A 14,835-nucleotide genomic window follows, 5' to 3' on the forward strand; every position below is an offset into this window, starting at 1 on the left:
CGGCCTTCGCGCTCATGTCGCTCCGGGACCCCCGCTCGCGACGGCGCGGGCCCTGAGGGCGGCCAACTTGCCCGCGTCGGCCGAGCCCGGCTCGGTGGTGTAGATCAGCATCTTGAGATCGCCCTCGGGGACCGCCAGGACATTGCCGTCCATCCTCACCGGCCCGACGTCGGGATGGTCGACGATTCCGCGGCGTCGCTCGAACTTCGCGGTGGCCCCGCTCTGCCACAGGTCGGCGAAGGGCGCGCTCGCTGTGTGGAGCGCGGTGACCAGGGAAGTGAGGCCACGGTCGGACGGGTAGCGGCTGGCGGCCTCCCGTAGCTCGGCGACCAAGGACGCTTCGAACTCCTCGGTCTCCCGCTCCGACTCCACCTCGCAGTTGGTCGTGTTCGTGAAGTATCGCCACGCCATGTTGCGATCACGACGGGTGTACGGGGTGGGGTCGCCGCAGAGTGCGCTGCCCAGCGCGTTGTACGTCAGAAGGGTCCAGGTGGCGTCGAACACCGCGACCGGCACGCTCTCCAGGCGGTCGAGCAGTTGACGGGTGGCGGGGCCGATACGCCGATTGACCTGCCCCGGCTGCGCGATCGCGTGACCGGTGAGGATGCACAGGTGCTCGTACTCGGCCCGTGACAGGGCGAGTGCTCGGGCCACCGCGTTGAGGACCTGGAGCGAGGGGCGGGCGCGGCCCTGCTCCAGCCGTTTGATGTAGTCCTCCGACACCTTGCTCAACTCGGCCAGGTCCTCCCGCCGGAGGCCAGGGGTACGGCGGCGTGAGTCCGCGCTGCCACCGAGGGGCTCGGCGGGTGGCACCCGGCCGCGCCACTCGCGGAGCAGCGCACCGAACCGGCGGAGTTCATACATGGGTTCATTGTAGGAACTGGCGTACCCGCGCTCGGCCCGAGCGCCCCTGAGCCGCCTATGGCGTGGCCGCCGAGCTCATCACTCGGTCGAGCTCATCACTCGGACGGGGCGGTGGCGAGGAAGTCCTCGTCGTGATCGTCCCCGATCAGGTGCGCCACCTCGATGAGGCGGGCCACCCTGCCGCCGTCGATCCGCGCGAAGAGATGGGATTCGAAGGTCAGGGCCTGTCCGTCCGCCGGGACCATACGGAACAGGAAGCGGCCGGCGATCCCACTGCCCGTGCTGATCTGTTCCAGCACCTGCAACTCGCCTCCGCCTGTCACCATCTGGCGCATCTCGCGCACATGCGCGGTGTACTCGGCACGCCGGTACACCCGCCCGCTGATGCGCTGGACGAAGTCCGGGGTGATCAGCTTGTCCAGAGTCCGTTCGAGCGGCTCGGCGCTCTCGTCGCCGTACAGCAGCTCGGTCAACACGGCAGGCAGATCGAATACGTGGGTCATCGGTGATTTTCTCTTCTTGCTCAGTGGAATGGGGATGTCGGGGGACGGGAGCCCCGTCCGGCACGTCGTGGGCCGGGGCGCTCCACGTCCCGGCCCGGACACGACTCCATGGTGGCCCCGCCCGACCGTCCGCAACCAGGGCCAACCTGTCCCACCCAGGAGCCCCACCACGAGCGAACCGGCCGCCCCGGCACTTCCTCGGAGGTCGGGGCGGCGGTGGTTCAGTGGCTGCTCCCGGCTCGCGGCGGCTTGTGGTGGTCCTTGGGCTCCACCAGTCTGGTCAGTCCCCTGCGGAAGTCGCATTCAGCGGCCGACAGCCGGTCGGTGATGCCGTCGGCGAGGTCTTTGGCGTCGTCGAGCATGTTCTTCAGGAACTTGCCGAAGCCATGGGGCTTGTGTGGTTTGGTCACGGTCTCTCCTCCTGTGGGGGATGGCCGAGGTGTCCGGCCCGTGGTTCTCCTCCGACGTGGGTGTGGGAACTGGGGGGAAGCCTTGGGGCCGCGCCGGGAGGCGAGTTGAGGGAGTTCAGGGCATGCCCATGACAGTATGTGATGAACGGTTACGGCGCGTGCAGGTGGCACGGGGTCGGCGCGCGAAGCACGCCACGGTCCACAAAGTGCGCCCAGGCACACGTGGATGAGGGGCGCCTACTTGGACTCGACCCGTCCGAGCGGGTCGGGACCGGCCGTCAGCGCGTCACGCGCCGCCTGCCAGGCGTGGTCCCCGGGGTGGAGCTCCGTGCGGAGGTAGGCCCAGGTGAGCCGCTGGACCGCGGCCACCCGGGCGGGGTTCTCGTCCGTGGTCTCGGCGACGTCGTATCCGGAGACCCCGCCGAGCCCGTGCTCCGCGTCGAACAGGGTGAGCAGGGACTTGGGGCCGGGGGAGAGGGTGTACGGGTCGGCGTGCCAGTCCGGGCCGCGAACCGTCAGGTGGGTGGAGGCGTCCTTGTCGCCGGCGACCACGAGCGTGGGCGTCGTCATCCCGGAGAAGTCCGTGGTCAGGAAGGAGAGGTACCCCGCCGCGGACTCGCTGAGGGCGTCGCCGCCCCTGCCGGGCGCGGCGAGCAGTACCCCCGCCTTGACGCGGGGCTCGCTCAGGTTCACCTCCGTCCCGTCGTCCGGATCGGTGAGCCGGGCCCCCAGCAGCAGGCTCGCGGTGTGCCCGCCCATGGAGTGCCCGGCCACGGCGACCTTGCTGTGGTCCAGGCGCCCGAGGAGCTGCGGGACGGCGGCCTCGATCGCGTCGAGCCGGTCGAGGACGCGCTTCATGTCCTCGGCCCGTGACCGCCAGTACAGCGGGGCACCAGGGGTGCTGGGATCCAGGTGCAGCGTCGTGGAGCTCAGATGGGTGGGCTGGATCACGACGAAGCCGTGCGCGGCCCAGAAGTTGACGAGGGGGGCATAGCCGTTCAGTGAGGAGAGGTGGTTCGAGTGGCCCTGTCCGTGCGAGAGCAGGATGACCGGCAGGTCCGTCCCGGTCACGGGCGCGGAGACCCGGACCTCCAGGTCCACGGCTCGGTCGGGGGTCGGCAGCACCACCGGCGCGACGGAGAGGACGGGCGTGGGCGGGCCGAAGGTGCCGGCCGCGTAAGTCGATTCGCTCATGATGTGCACTTCCCTTGACTGGCCTCGGCGACGGCTTCGCCCATGCCGAAGCGGAACGCTGTTCCGATTACGATACGGATCAGCGTTCCGCTTTGTCAACGACCGTGGGAAGGGGTGAGCGGGCTCCTCGATCGCGCCGACGGCATGGACACGTCGTACGGGACGTGCCCATGCCGTCGGGGCGGGGTCAGGTGGGTTACGGAAGCGGGTCCGCGCCCGCGAGGGTGATGACCGGGCGCAGGCCCGCGGGGCGTTCCTCCACCGGGAGGTGGTCGACGAAGTGGACCGCGCAGCCGAGTTCGGCCGCGCCGCCGTCCGCGTCCCGGTCGTCGCCGACCATCAGGACGTCGTGCGGATCCTGGCCCAACTCCTCGCAGGCGGTCCTGAAGAGGCGGGCGTCGGGCTTCTGGATGCCGTGTTCGTAACTGAGCACGTACGCGTCCACGAAGGCGTCGAGGCCGTGGGCGCGGAAGACGGGGCGCAGGTCCCAGCCGATGTTGCTCACCACGGCGACGCCGATGCCGGCGCGCCGCAGCGTGCCCAGTACCTCGGCCGCGTCCGCGTAGGGGCGCCAGGCGTCCGGTGTCATATGGCGGTCGTAGAGCGCGTCGTACAGGTCGGGGCTGGGCAGCTCCACCTGCCGGGCGACTCCGGTGTACGCGGCGCGGTGCCGTTCGGCGCTCTCGTCGCGGGTCGCCCACAGCTCGGCCAGATCCGGCGGCACTTCCTGCGGGGAGGGCAGTCCGGGCAGCGCGCCCACCACGGCCAGCCGCATCGCGTATCGCCGTACCTCGATGGGGGATACGGCGACACCCGCCTCGTCGAGCACGGCGCGCAGCCATGAACTCGCGGATTCGATACGGAAGAGGGTCCCGGAAAAGTCGAAGAGCACAGCCTTGAAGGTCATGTACCCGATCCTTCCCGCGTCACGGCTCCCTGGACAAGGTCACGCGCCTGAACAGCGCGATCGAGAACGCGACGACGGCGCCACCGAGCAGCCAGCCGCCCAGAACGTCCGAACTCCAGTGCACGCCCAGCCACAATCGGGTGATTCCCACGCCGACGACCGACACCGCCGCGACCGCCACGGCCGCCCGCCAGGGCCACCGGCCCACACCGTGGCGCCGCATCAGCCACAGCAGCAGCCCGCAGGTCACCGTGGCCGCCATGGCGTGTCCCGAGGGGTACGCGGCGAAGTGCGCGGAGTCGACCGGGTCGGGCCACTGCGGGCGCTCCCGCCCCACGGCCCACTTCAGCCCCTGCGAGACGGCCGCCCCCAGCGCGCTCGCCGCCGCCACCCACAGTGCGAGCAGCCGCTCGCCGCGCAGCCACACCGCCACCACGGCCACCGCCGCCAGCAGCCGCATCGTCCAGGGGTCCCAGATCCAGTCGGTGAGCAGCCGGTTGGCCCGGGTGAGCCCCGGTTCGGCCACCGCCGGGCGGTGCAGTCCCTCCGCGACCGTCCGGTCGAACGCGATCAGCGGCCCCCACCGAGCCGCGACGAGCGCCGTCAGCAGCCCGGCGGCGACGGTGAGCAGCGCGGCCGTACGACCGGGTCCCAGCCACCGTGTCCTGCGTGGACGAGGCGAGGGCGGGGGAGCGGACGGGGGAGGGGAGGGGGTCCGGGCTGCGGAGGTCGGTGGGGGGTGCATGCGGTGATCCTCGCTGACGGAACCCCCGCCGGGCCACCCGGCGGGGGTTCCGGAGGTCATCCGAGCGCGCGCAGCGCCGGTACGAAGGCGATCAGCAGCGGGACGACCGGCACCAGCGAAGCGGCCGCCGTCAGCCGCAGCCGGCGCGCCGCGGTCAGCCGGGGAACGGGTGTCAGCAGCCGGTTCACCCGCTGCGGCACCTGTGCGTCCGGAGTGGTGCCGGGGCCGAACACCCCCCGGTCCTCGTTGAGTTCGACCAGGGCGAGGGCGATCGTCAGCCGGCCGAAGCGCCGTGAGGCGACATCGTCAGCGGCCAACTCGACCAGCCGGTGCATCTCGTCGCGGAACGCGGCGAAGACCGGGATCTGCGGGAAGCCGTTCGCGAGCGCCCCCGAGCAGTGCAGCAGCCAGTCGTGCCGCGCCCGCGCGTGGCCCTGCTCATGGGCGAGCACGGCATCGAGCTGACGGCCCTTCAGGCGGCGCAACGCGGCCGTGGTGATGACCAGTTGGGGCGCCGTGCCGGGCAGCCACCAGGCACCGGGGCGCTCGCCCTCCAGCACCACGAGCGGTTCACCGCCGGGCTCCTCGCCGGGCAGCACCGGGGCGCGTACGAGGAGTTCCCCGCGGCGCTGCCGGCGCCTGCGGCGGGCCCGGTGGATCTCGCGGGTGAGCATCGCCACCGTCCACAGACCGCCGCCCGCCAGCAGGACGGCGAGCACGGCGGACCACGGCCGGTTCGGCCCGAAGGCGTACGCCTCCACCACGCCGCTCGGCGCGGGCGCGAAGACATGGCCCCGTACGGCCAGCCAGGCGGCGGCGGCGCTGAAGACCATGGAGAGCGCGAAACTCAGCAGGACGGCCCCCACGACGCACTGCCAGACCCACAGCGCCACCACGGGCTCACGCTCCGGCCATTCGGCGCGGGACAGAATCCGCGGCGCGACGACTGCGGCCAGTCCACCGATCAGCAGCAGCGCCAAGGAGACCATCATGGCGCCCAGAGTATGAGGGTCGTGCCGCCCAGGGGTATGACCTTGACCGGCAAGTGACCTACGACACGTTTCGCGGCCGGTCCGGGCGATCACAGGAAATCGGAGAGAACCGGCCGGAATTCAGAGCGTGAGCAGCATCGTCAGCATCGCGATCCCCATGGACAGCCGGCAGGCCGGCACCAACTCCGTCCGGTCGGCCCAGCCGACGGCCCCCGGACCGCCGGGACCCGGACCGGCGACCGCACCGGCCACAGCACCGGGAACGGCACCCCGCGCGGGACCGGACGCGGGTCCGGACAGGGCGGGCAGCGGCAGCAGCCGGGCGCCCGCCCACAGCACGTAACCGGCGTAGTAGATCAGCAGCGCGGCGGTGACCAGCGGCGTCCCCGCCGCCGTGTGCGCGGCGCCCGGCCCGCCCGTCACGGTGGCCATGGAGCCCGCCATGTAGACCATCGCGAGCATGCCCAGCAGATGGTGCACCTGGTGCGTCGAGCCGCGGTCCACGACGAGCGCGCGCAGCGCCGCCCCGCCGAAGACCACCGCGTACCCCAGCCAGACCCAGCGTGGTGGTGTCACCACCGTGGCGGGCACGGCCATCGCCGCCATCCCGAGCCCCATCAGCGCCTCACCGCCCGCCGGGCCGTGCCGGGCCGCGCCGCCGGCCCGCAGCCGGAGCAGGCAGTACCCCCCGGCCGTCGCGCAGAGCGCGACGAGCAGCCATCCGGCCGTCACTGATCCGTGCACCGCGCACCTCCCCCGTTCCGTGGTGTCGGCGAAGTGATGCCCGGCGCGGCGGGTGCGCAGACACGCGCAGAGGGACACGGGGGGCGCGCGGACCCGGCGGGGGAGATGGCGGGGACGACCGCGGGGAGCCGGCGGCGGAGGGGGACGCGTACCGCGCCGCGCCCCCCCTCGTACGAGCCGTACGGTGGCCGACGTACGGCTACCGCTCCACCGGATCGGGGCGGGCGCACCTGCTCGCCACCCGCAGCGCCCTGTCCTCCCGCGCCGCGTCGAGGAGCGTCAGCATGATGTCCAGGACGTGCCGCGCCAGCTCGGCGGAGGCCCGGTGCGGGCGGCCCTCGGCGAGCGCCCACGCCAGATCCGCGAGCCCCGTGCCGCGCTCGGCCCCGGCGTACCCCGCCGAGACCGGCAGGGTCTCCCACTCCCCGCCGGGCCGGTGGAGTTCGACGGGCCCGTCGAAGCCGTTCGGGTCCGGTACGGAGAGGGAGCCGCCCGTGCCGTACACCTCGATGCGGGGGAGTCGCGCGGCGTGGATGTCGAAGCTCATCACCAGTGTGGTGAGCGCCCCGTTCGCGTGCTGGAGCACCCCGCTGACATGGGTGTCCACCTCGACGCCGAACCGCTCGCCGGCCCGTGGCCCGCTGCCGATCTCCCGTTCGGCGCGGGGCCGGGAGGCCGCGCCGGTCACCTTCACGACCGGGCCCAGGAGATGGACGAGCGCGGAGAGGTAGTACGGGCCCATGTCGAGCAGCGGTCCGCCGCCGGGCCGGTAGTAGAACTCGGGCGCCGGGTGCCAGCGTTCGTGTCCCGCCGTGGTCATGAAGGCCGTCGCGGCGACCGGGGCGCCGATCAGCCCGTCGTCGACCGCCTTGCGCGCCGTCTGGACCCCCGTACCCAGAACGGTGTCGGGCGCGCAGCCCATCCGCAACCCGCTGCCGACGCCCGCGTCCGCGGCGGCGGCGAGCAGCGCGTCGGCCTCCTCCCGGGTGGTGGCGAACGGTTTCTCCCCGTAGACGTGCTTGCCCGCGGCGAGCGCCGTCAGGGCGACGTCCGCGTGGGCCGCGGGGATCGTCAGGTTGAGTACGGCGTCGACATCGTCCCTGGCGGCCACTTCGGCGGCGGAGCGGGCGACGGCCGCTCCCGGCACCCGGGCCGCGACGGCCGCGGCACGGGCGGGATCGAGATCGGTGACGGCGGTGAGCGTCACGTTCTCCAGCCGCTCCAGGGTGTCCAGATAGGCGCCGCTGATCGTGCCCGCGCCCACCATGCCGATTCTCAGCGGCTCGCCCACAGCAGTCCCCTCTCGGTGAGTGTCCGTACCTCGGGTACGTCGAAGTCGTCGGGCTTGTGGCCGACGGCCGAGACGAAGACCCGTCCCGCGCCCCAGTTCCTGGTCCACACGGCGGGCATGGTGACCGGCCGCGCGCGCTCCTCGTCCGCGGCGAACCCGACCGTGGCGAGTACGTCGACGAGTGGATCGGTGGCCAGCCAGTACTTCTCCGTGTGGACCCGGAAGGCGCCGAGGCCCGCCATCACCGGGTGGTCGGCGCGCTCCCCGACCGGGGTGATCTCGTGGTCGGAGAAGCCGGCCGGGTGCATCAGGAACTGGCCGCCGGTCAGAAGCTGGTAGCCGAGGTCTCCACGGAAGGAGTCGACGATCCCGCCGTGCCAGCCGGCCAGCCCGGTCCCGGCGCGTACGGCGGCGGCGAGTCCCGCGCTCTGCTCCCCGGTGATCTCACCCATCGTCCAGCACTGGACGATCAGATCGGTGGCGGCGAGCAGTTCGGCGTCGGCGTAGACGTCCAGGGTGCCGGAGACCCGTACGTCGTAACCGTGGGCGCGCAGGAAGGGCAGGAACAGCTCCGTGATCTCCACGGGGCGGTGTCCCTCCCAGCCGCCCCGGACGACCAGAGCCCGTCGTGCGTCGGATGTCTCGGGTGTCACAGTCGTTGCACACTCCCATCGGTGTCGCGGGCCCGTCGGTGGCACGGGGCGGGGCGATACGTCCGAACCGGCCCGTACCGCCGCCCCCTCGCACCCCGTTGTGCCCATCCGTACCCGCGTTAGGCTGCTGCTGCCCCCCCACCGGCTCACCGGCCCACCGGCCGTCCGCGAGGAGACAGCGCACCATGGACACCGTCCCGAGCCCCGTCGGAGCGCTCACCTACCGCGACGCCACGGCGGCCGACGCCGAGGCCCTGGTGGCGCTCATCGAGTCGGCCTACCGCGGCGACAGCAGCCGCACGGGCTGGACGACGGAGGCGAACCTCCTGGAAGGGCAGCGGACCGACCGGGAAGGGGTGCTCGCGGTGATCGAGGCGCCCGGCAGCCGGCTGCTGGCCGTCGAGCGGGACGGCCGGCTGATCGCCTGCTGCCAGCTCGAACACCGCGACGAGGCGGCCTACTTCGGCATGTTCGCCGTGTCGCCGGGGGCGCAGGGCGGCGGACTCGGCCGGCTGATCATCACGGAGGCGGAGCGCACGGCCCGCGCGACCTGGGGCGTGCGGGAGATGCACATGACGGTGATCTCGCTGCGGGAGGACCTGATCGCCTGGTACGAGCGGCGCGGCTACCGCCGTACGGGAAAGCGGTTCCCCTTCCCGTACGGCGACGAGCGCTTCGGTATCCCGCTCCGGGCCGACCTGGAGTTCGAGCTGCTGGTCAAGCCACTGACCGAGCTGTAGCGACCCCCGCGGGACCCGCGCCGTGCTCAGGCGGTGAAGCGGCCGGTGCGCCGGATCTCCGGGTGGTCGGTGGTCACGGCGTTCAGCTCGAAGGCGCGCGCGAGCCGGAGCTGCTCCTGCGTGTTCACCACCCAGCCGATGACGCCGAGACCCCGCCCGTGCGCGCGCTCCACGACCTCCAGGGTCAGCCTGCGCAGGTTCAGGGCGAGCGAGGCGGCGCCCACCGCCGTCGCCCGCTCCACCACGTCCTCGCCCCAGCGACTGGCGATCAGCACCGTCCGTACGCCCGGCACCAGCGCGGCGATCTCGGCGACCGCCTCGTCGTGGAACGACGACACCTCGACGCGCTCCACGAGACCGCGCTCCCGCATCACCCGGGCCAGCGCGCGGGCCGCCGCCACGTCCTTGATCTCGGCCTGGAGCGGCGACCGTACGGCGTCCAGGACCTCCTCGAAGACCGGGACGCGCTCGCCGTCGCCCGCGTCCAGCTCCCGCAGCTCGGCGAGCGTCCGCTCGGCGATCGCGCCCGTTCCGTCGGTCGTACGGTCCACTTCCGTGTCGTGCATGACGACGAGGGCGCCGTCCTTGCTCAGATGCAGATCGAGCTCGATGGCGTCCATACCGGCACGCTCCGCGTGCGTGAAGGAGCGCAGGGTGTTCTCCGGTTCGACACCCATCACTCCACGATGACCGATGATCTGGAAAGTCAAGACAGTCTCACTTTCGTCGACAGCGGCTCCCGCGCGCAGCCTAGAGGCGATGGGCGGCCCTGGCTCCCCCCGCCGTCCCCATGCCAGGTGAAGTTTCCGGGGCTACGCTGAATCAAGGCGTCAAACCCGGAAACCGCAGGAAAATCAGCGGTGGCCAGGGGGTATCGGCAGGACGATTTGTTTGATCTTCGCTTGTGGTGGAGATCAGGACACCTATACAGTTCCTTGACTGTCTTGACGCCAAGATATTCTGCGGAGGAAGTGACATGACGGAAATTCTTGTGCAGGACACCCCTGGGCCCGGCATAAATGACGCCGACCGCGTGATCGCGCACCCGGCGTGGCCTCAACTCAAGAGTGCCGTCGAGGAGATCCGCCCCTGGCAGTCCCCGGACGGCTCGATCGACTTCGACGCCGAGGGCGCCCCGGCGCGCGCGCTCGTCGAGGGGACACTCGACCGGGTGATCGCCGCGGTCGAGCGGCTCTCCCCGCTGCTCCCGCACGACGCCGCCTACCACGCGGCCCTCGTTTCCGACCTGCGCCGATGGGCCGACGACGGCTTCGCGGTCCCGGACTTCCTGGACTCGCTGCTCGCCTTCCGGCCCGCCGCCGACCGGACGGACGGCCGCCAGCACCTCGCCGTCTTCCCCATGTACACGCAGAACGGCAACCCGGACCGGAACCTCGAAGCGGTCGTGCTCCGCATGGTCTGGCCCGAGTGGCTCGCCGAGCTGGAGCGCACGCGCTACGACAACCCGCTCTTCTGCGGCATCACCTTCGGGGACTTCACCGCCGGGTACGACACCAACTCCGCGGTGTTCTTCCCCGAGACCATCGCCGTGCGCGAGGCCCCCGAGCGGTTCACCTGGGGCGGGATCTTCTGCGACCGCGAGGCCGCCCGCTTCCGCCGGGTCATCGACGCGGCCGTCGACACCCTCGGGGTCGAGCTGCCCGACGACATCCGCGCGCTCGTCGCCGACCAGGGCCGCTGCCAGCAGGCGTTCGTGCTCTGGGACATGGTCCACGACCGCACCCACAGCCACGGCGACCTGCCCTTCGACCCCTTCATGATCAAGCAGCGCCAGCCGTTCTGGATGTACGGCCTGGAGGAGCTGCGCTGCGACCTCACCGCCTTCCGCGAGGCCGTACGGCTGGAGGCGGACGGCTTCCCGCAGGGCCGCGACGTCCAGTACGCCGTGCTCTTCGACCGGCTGTTCCGCTTCCCCGTCACCGGTGCGCGCGAGCGCAACTACGACGGTCTCGGCGGCCAGCTCCTCTTCGCCTACCTCCACCGGCACGACGTGGTGCGCTGGACGGACAACACCCTGCGCATCGACTGGGAGCGGGCGCCCCAGGTCACCAACCAGCTCTGCGCCGAGATCGAGGAGCTCTACCGGGCGGGGATCGACCGGCCGAAGCTGGTGCACTGGTTCGCGGCGTACGAGCTGGTCTCGACCTATCTCGCCCCGCACCCCGGATCCCGCTGGGCCAAGGGCCCCGACGCCCTGGACCTCTCGCAGCCGCCCAGGAAACTCGTGGACGACGTGCTTCCCGACGAGTTTCCGCTGAGCATGTTCTACGAGGCGCTCGCCAAGAAGCTCAAGCACGTGATCGCCTCGACCCGGGGTATCACCGCGGAAACCCCTGAGCCCACGGAAACCCCTGAGCCCACCGACACCACCGGAACCGCCGGAACCACGGCGACGACGGTGGCGACCGACCGGACGGCGGCGTGAGCGCGCCGAGGCAGGAGACGGCGCCCATGACGGCGAAGCGGGAAGCGAACACCGAGCCGGCCCCCGGCACACACACGGACGGGCGCGGCGCCCTGGACGGCGCCGTCGTCGCCGTGGCGGGCGCCGGCGGCCCCGCCGGGCGGGCCACGCTGCTGCGGCTCGCCGAGGCCGGCGCGACCGTCATAGCCGCGGACGCGGACCCCGAGCGGCTCGCCGCGTCGGTGGACGCCGCCCGGTACGCGCACGGCGGGGCCACGGTCACCGGCGACACCGTCGACCTCTTCGACCTGGCCGCCACCCGGGCGTGGGCGGCCAGGACCGAGAAGGAGTTCGGGCGGATCGACGGGCTGGTCCACCTCGTCGGCGGCTGGCGCGGCAGCGCCACCTTCGCCGAGACCGACCCGGCCGACTGGGAACTGCTGGAGAAGCTGCTCATCCGTACCGTCCAGCACACCTCGCTGGCCTTCCACGACGGGCTCCTGCGCAGCGACCGGGGCCGGTATCTGCTGATCAGCGCCGCGGGCGCCTCGAAACCCACCGCGGGCAACGCCGCGTACGCCGCCGCCAAGGCCGCCGCGGAGGCATGGACGCTCGCCCTCGGCGACGCCTTCCGCAAGGCGGGGGGCGAGGAGGGGCCCCGGGCCGCGGCTGCCATCCTGGTGATCAAGGCACTGGTGCACGACGCGATGCGCGCCGAGCGGCCGAACGCGAAGTTCGCGGGCTTCACCGACGTCACGGAACTGGCTGAGGCCATCGCCGGGGTCTGGGACAGGCCCGCCCGGGAAGTGAATGGAAACCGCCTGTGGCTGACCCCAGGACCGTGAGGTCCCGTACGACGGACGCGCGCCGCCACCACGACCCCGAGGTACGCGGCTTCGCCAGCGACAACTACGCGGGCGCCCACCCCGAGATCCTCGCGGCGCTCGCCGTGGCCAACGGCGGCCACCAGGTCGCGTACGGCGAGGACGAGTACACCGGCCATCTCCAGCGGATCATGCACAGCCACTTCGGCCCGACGGCGCAGGCGTTCCCCGTCTTCAACGGCACCGGCGCCAACGTCGTCGCGCTCCAGGCGCTCACCGACCGCTGGGGCGCCGTGATCTGCGCCGAGTCCGCGCACATCAACGTGGACGAGGGCGGCGCGCCCGAACGCGTCGCCGGGCTCAAGCTGCTCACCGTACCGACGCCGGACGGCAAGCTCACGCCCGAGCTGATCGACCGGGAGGCGTACGGCTGGGACGACGAGCACCGTGCCATGCCGCAGGCCGTGTCGATCACCCAGAACACCGAACTGGGCACCGTCTACACGCCCGACGAGATCCGCGCCCTGTGCGCGCACGCCCACGGGCTCGGCATGAAGGTCCACCTCGACGGCGCCCGGATAGCCAACGCCGCCGCGTCGCTGGACGTCCCGATGCGGACCTTCACCAACGCCGCCGGTGTGGACGTCCTCTCCTACGGAGGCACGAAGAACGGCATGCTCTTCGGCGAGGCCGTCGTCGTGATCAACCCGGACGCCGTACGGGCCATGAAGCACCTGCGGAAGTTCTCGATGCAGCTCCCGTCCAAGATGCGGTTCGTCTCCGTGCAGTTGGAGGCGCTGCTCGCCGGTGACCTGTGGCTGCGCAACGCCCGGCACGGCAACGCCATGGCCCGGCGGCTGGCGGACGGCGTCCGCGCGGTCGACGGGGTGGAGATCATCCACCCCGTCCAGGCCAACGCCGTCTTCGCCCGGCTGCCGCACGCCGTGAGCCTGCGTCTCCAGAAGCGGTTCCGCTTCTACTTCTGGGACGAGAACGCCGGGGACGTCCGCTGGATGTGCTCCTTCGACACGTCCGAGGACGACGTCGACGCGTTCGTGCAGGCGCTCAAGGAGGAGATGGCCGCGTAGGCGCCGCGCGGGGGCGCGAGGGGCGGGCTCCGGGCCGGCCTCCGGCGCACGGGCCGGTTCGCGGGGGTCAGGCGCCGGACGGGCGGTCCCCGGCCACCGCCCATTTCGCCCGCGTGGACAGCCGGCTGAGCGCCTTCGCCGACTCCTTGCCGATCGTGCCGAGCAGGAGCCTGGTGTGTGCCATCGTCGCCCGCGCGAGTTCCGTGTCACCCGCCTCGACGGCGGCGAGCACCAGCTCCAGATGCTGCTCCGTGATCAGCCGGCCGAGCCCCCGGCGGTGCCACTCGACGACCGTCGCGTCCGGCGTCCCGCCCCCGGCGCCGACCGCGGCCCTGGCCTGCTCCAGCGCCCGCCCGGCCGCCGCGAGATCGCCCTTGCGGCGCTCCAGGCGCGCCAGGGCGTACGCCGCCGAGGCACGGTCCCGCGCCGTGTCCCGCAGCGCCAGCAGGGCGGACTGGGCGCGGGCCGCCTGGGCGTGGTCGCCGACACGCTCCAGCGCCCGGCTCAGCTCCCGGAGCCGGTCCGCGTCCGGGCCCGTGTCGTCCAGCAGACGGATGAGGGCGATCCGGGCGTGCTCGCCGAGCCCCTGCCGAACGGCCTCCTCGATCCAGGTGAACTCGTCCTCCGCGCCCGCCTCTTCCGGTGCGCCGGAGCCGAGGACGACCTCGCGCAGGGGCCGCCGGCAGGACTCGTCCAGCCGGTACGCGCGCAGCTCACGGGAGTTGAGCAGGACATGGTCCGGATCGGTGCGCAGGGCGGCCGACTCCGACCGGGCGAGGAGTTCGGTCAACGGCCGCTCCGGCAGGCCCAGCCCGCGGATCAACGCCGCCCGCCACGCGTCCAGTTCGGGGGCGAACTCCTCCCGCGCCGCGTCGTCCGCCGCACGGACCGCGGCGAGCAGGTCCTCCTCGCCCAGGCCGGCGGAGAGGTCCTCGCACCACCAGGGCAGCCGGACGAGGACTTCGAGCGCTTCGCCGACACTGTCCGCGAGCAGCACGGCGCTCCCCTCGGAGGAGGCGTGGAGCACGGCCGTTCCCCCGCACAGGAAGTACGTGCCCCCGGTGTCGTCCCCGGCGATCGGCTCCAGCGACGCACCGGACGCCAGATGCACCGCCTCGACGTGGTACGCCCTGTTCACATCGAAGTCGAAGGGGAACGCCGCCAGATCCGCCAGCTCGGGGCGGGCGCGCAGGACTTCCAGAAAGCGGTCGGTCATACGGCCGCACCCTAAGGGCTGCTCCCCGGTCTCCCCGGAGGAGGAGCGGCTGGCCTGGACCGTACGGCCGGAGTTCAGCGAGGTGGACTATTCGGTACTCTACGATGCACCGCATCCCGCTGTGCCGGGGGCGCTGAAAGCCGCCTCGGACCGGAACCACCCGGGGCGGACGCTCCCCACGGTTCTCTGACCGCATCCGGTCCTGCCTGCCAGGACCACGGAAGACTCCAAGGCAAGGC

At 72.3% G+C, this 14,835-nt stretch carries 16 protein-coding genes; 4 read left to right on the forward strand and 12 right to left on the reverse strand.

What is annotated here, in order from left to right; translation table 11 throughout:
- Window positions 1–12: 12 nt before the first annotated feature.
- The 10 genes from ACIO3P_RS25005 to ACIO3P_RS25050 all read right to left on the reverse strand — a co-directional run bounded on the left by ACIO3P_RS25005 (window position 13) and on the right by ACIO3P_RS25050 (window position 8,303).
- The gene (locus ACIO3P_RS25005; RefSeq protein WP_329825666.1) at window positions 13–864 is read right to left on the reverse strand and encodes a helix-turn-helix domain-containing protein; all 852 of its coding nucleotides are present in this window, start codon (window positions 862–864) and stop codon (window positions 13–15) included.
- Window positions 865–959: 95 nt separating this feature from the next.
- The gene (locus ACIO3P_RS25010; RefSeq protein WP_401852359.1) at window positions 960–1,367 is read right to left on the reverse strand and encodes a hypothetical protein; all 408 of its coding nucleotides are present in this window, start codon (window positions 1,365–1,367) and stop codon (window positions 960–962) included.
- 221 nt (window positions 1,368–1,588) lie between these two features.
- Window positions 1,589–1,777 carry a hypothetical protein gene (locus ACIO3P_RS25015; protein ID WP_329825669.1) on the reverse strand — a complete coding sequence of 63 codons (189 nt, stop codon included), beginning with the start codon at window positions 1,775–1,777 and terminating at the stop codon, window positions 1,589–1,591.
- Window positions 1,778–2,014: 237 nt separating this feature from the next.
- On the reverse strand, window positions 2,015–2,971 hold the full coding sequence (locus tag ACIO3P_RS25020; RefSeq protein ID WP_401852362.1) for an alpha/beta hydrolase family protein: 957 nt from the start codon (window positions 2,969–2,971) through the stop codon (window positions 2,015–2,017).
- A 196-nt stretch (window positions 2,972–3,167) separates the two neighbouring features.
- Window positions 3,168–3,878, reverse strand: a complete 711-nt coding sequence (locus ACIO3P_RS25025; RefSeq protein WP_401790267.1) for an HAD family hydrolase — start codon at window positions 3,876–3,878, stop codon at window positions 3,168–3,170.
- A 19-nt stretch (window positions 3,879–3,897) separates the two neighbouring features.
- Window positions 3,898–4,623 (reverse strand): phosphatase PAP2 family protein, encoded by a 726-nt coding sequence (locus tag ACIO3P_RS25030; RefSeq protein WP_401852363.1) that lies wholly within the window; start codon window positions 4,621–4,623, stop codon window positions 3,898–3,900.
- Between the two features lie 56 nt (window positions 4,624–4,679).
- On the reverse strand, window positions 4,680–5,615 hold the full coding sequence (locus ACIO3P_RS25035; protein ID WP_329825673.1) for a M56 family metallopeptidase: 936 nt from the start codon (window positions 5,613–5,615) through the stop codon (window positions 4,680–4,682).
- A gap of 120 nt (window positions 5,616–5,735) precedes the next feature.
- A complete protein-coding gene (locus tag ACIO3P_RS25040; RefSeq protein ID WP_401852366.1) occupies window positions 5,736–6,359 on the reverse strand; it encodes a DUF5134 domain-containing protein in 624 nt (207 codons plus the stop codon).
- Window positions 6,360–6,558: 199 nt separating this feature from the next.
- Entirely contained in the window at window positions 6,559–7,650 is a 1,092-nt protein-coding gene (locus ACIO3P_RS25045; protein ID WP_401852368.1) for a Gfo/Idh/MocA family protein, read from the reverse strand.
- Window positions 7,635–8,303: a ThuA domain-containing protein gene (locus ACIO3P_RS25050; protein WP_401852370.1), complete on the reverse strand. Its 669-nt coding sequence runs from the start codon at window positions 8,301–8,303 to the stop codon at window positions 7,635–7,637. Before ACIO3P_RS25050 ends, ACIO3P_RS25045 begins: the two co-directional genes overlap by 16 nt.
- 185 nt (window positions 8,304–8,488) lie before the next feature.
- On the opposite strand from ACIO3P_RS25050, the gene ACIO3P_RS25055 reads away from it, so the two are divergent.
- Window positions 8,489–9,043 (forward strand): GNAT family N-acetyltransferase, encoded by a 555-nt coding sequence (locus ACIO3P_RS25055; RefSeq protein WP_329825677.1) that lies wholly within the window; start codon window positions 8,489–8,491, stop codon window positions 9,041–9,043.
- Window positions 9,044–9,069: 26 nt separating this feature from the next.
- On the opposite strand, the gene ACIO3P_RS25060 is transcribed toward ACIO3P_RS25055, so the two are convergent.
- Window positions 9,070–9,753, reverse strand: coding sequence for a glycerophosphodiester phosphodiesterase family protein (locus ACIO3P_RS25060; protein ID WP_329825678.1), 684 nt, complete (start codon window positions 9,751–9,753; stop codon window positions 9,070–9,072).
- 266 nt (window positions 9,754–10,019) lie between these two features.
- Between ACIO3P_RS25060 and ACIO3P_RS25065 the strand changes: the two genes are divergently transcribed.
- Genes ACIO3P_RS25065 through ACIO3P_RS25075 form a run of 3 tightly spaced genes read left to right on the forward strand, consistent with a single transcriptional unit; the run spans window position 10,020 to window position 13,380 of the window.
- A complete protein-coding gene (locus ACIO3P_RS25065; RefSeq protein ID WP_401852373.1) occupies window positions 10,020–11,489 on the forward strand; it encodes a DUF6421 family protein in 1,470 nt (489 codons plus the stop codon).
- A 26-nt stretch (window positions 11,490–11,515) separates the two neighbouring features.
- Window positions 11,516–12,313 carry an SDR family oxidoreductase gene (locus ACIO3P_RS25070; RefSeq protein ID WP_329825680.1) on the forward strand — a complete coding sequence of 266 codons (798 nt, stop codon included), beginning with the start codon at window positions 11,516–11,518 and terminating at the stop codon, window positions 12,311–12,313.
- On the forward strand, window positions 12,292–13,380 hold the full coding sequence (locus tag ACIO3P_RS25075; protein WP_401852376.1) for a threonine aldolase family protein: 1,089 nt from the start codon (window positions 12,292–12,294) through the stop codon (window positions 13,378–13,380). Before ACIO3P_RS25070 ends, ACIO3P_RS25075 begins: the two co-directional genes overlap by 22 nt.
- A gap of 67 nt (window positions 13,381–13,447) precedes the next feature.
- On the opposite strand, the gene ACIO3P_RS25080 is transcribed toward ACIO3P_RS25075, so the two are convergent.
- Entirely contained in the window at window positions 13,448–14,596 is a 1,149-nt protein-coding gene (locus ACIO3P_RS25080) for a hypothetical protein (protein ID WP_401852378.1), read from the reverse strand.
- Window positions 14,597–14,835 lie beyond the last annotated feature (239 nt).

The sequence above is a fragment of the Streptomyces sp. NPDC087310 genome (genome assembly GCF_044744405.1).
Lineage (GTDB): Bacteria > Actinomycetota > Actinomycetes > Streptomycetales > Streptomycetaceae > Streptomyces.

What these genes read in the sequence shown, in the direction of transcription:
- ACIO3P_RS25005 (WP_329825666.1), bottom strand. Translation starts at nt 864, where the DNA reads ATGTATGAACTCCGCCGGTTCGGTGCGCTGCTCCGCGAGTGGCGCGGC.
- ACIO3P_RS25010 (WP_401852359.1), bottom strand. Translation starts at nt 1,367, where the DNA reads ATGACCCACGTATTCGATCTGCCTGCCGTGTTGACCGAGCTGCTGTAC.
- ACIO3P_RS25020 (WP_401852362.1), bottom strand. Translation starts at nt 2,971, where the DNA reads ATGAGCGAATCGACTTACGCGGCCGGCACCTTCGGCCCGCCCACGCCC.
- ACIO3P_RS25025 (WP_401790267.1), bottom strand. Translation starts at nt 3,878, where the DNA reads ATGACCTTCAAGGCTGTGCTCTTCGACTTTTCCGGGACCCTCTTCCGT.
- ACIO3P_RS25030 (WP_401852363.1), bottom strand. Translation starts at nt 4,623, where the DNA reads ATGCACCCCCCACCGACCTCCGCAGCCCGGACCCCCTCCCCTCCCCCG.
- ACIO3P_RS25035 (WP_329825673.1), bottom strand. Translation starts at nt 5,615, where the DNA reads ATGATGGTCTCCTTGGCGCTGCTGCTGATCGGTGGACTGGCCGCAGTC.
- ACIO3P_RS25055 (WP_329825677.1), top strand. Translation starts at nt 8,489, where the DNA reads ATGGACACCGTCCCGAGCCCCGTCGGAGCGCTCACCTACCGCGACGCC.
- ACIO3P_RS25065 (WP_401852373.1), top strand. Translation starts at nt 10,020, where the DNA reads ATGACGGAAATTCTTGTGCAGGACACCCCTGGGCCCGGCATAAATGAC.
- ACIO3P_RS25070 (WP_329825680.1), top strand. Translation starts at nt 11,516, where the DNA reads ATGACGGCGAAGCGGGAAGCGAACACCGAGCCGGCCCCCGGCACACAC.
- ACIO3P_RS25080 (WP_401852378.1), bottom strand. Translation starts at nt 14,596, where the DNA reads ATGACCGACCGCTTTCTGGAAGTCCTGCGCGCCCGCCCCGAGCTGGCG.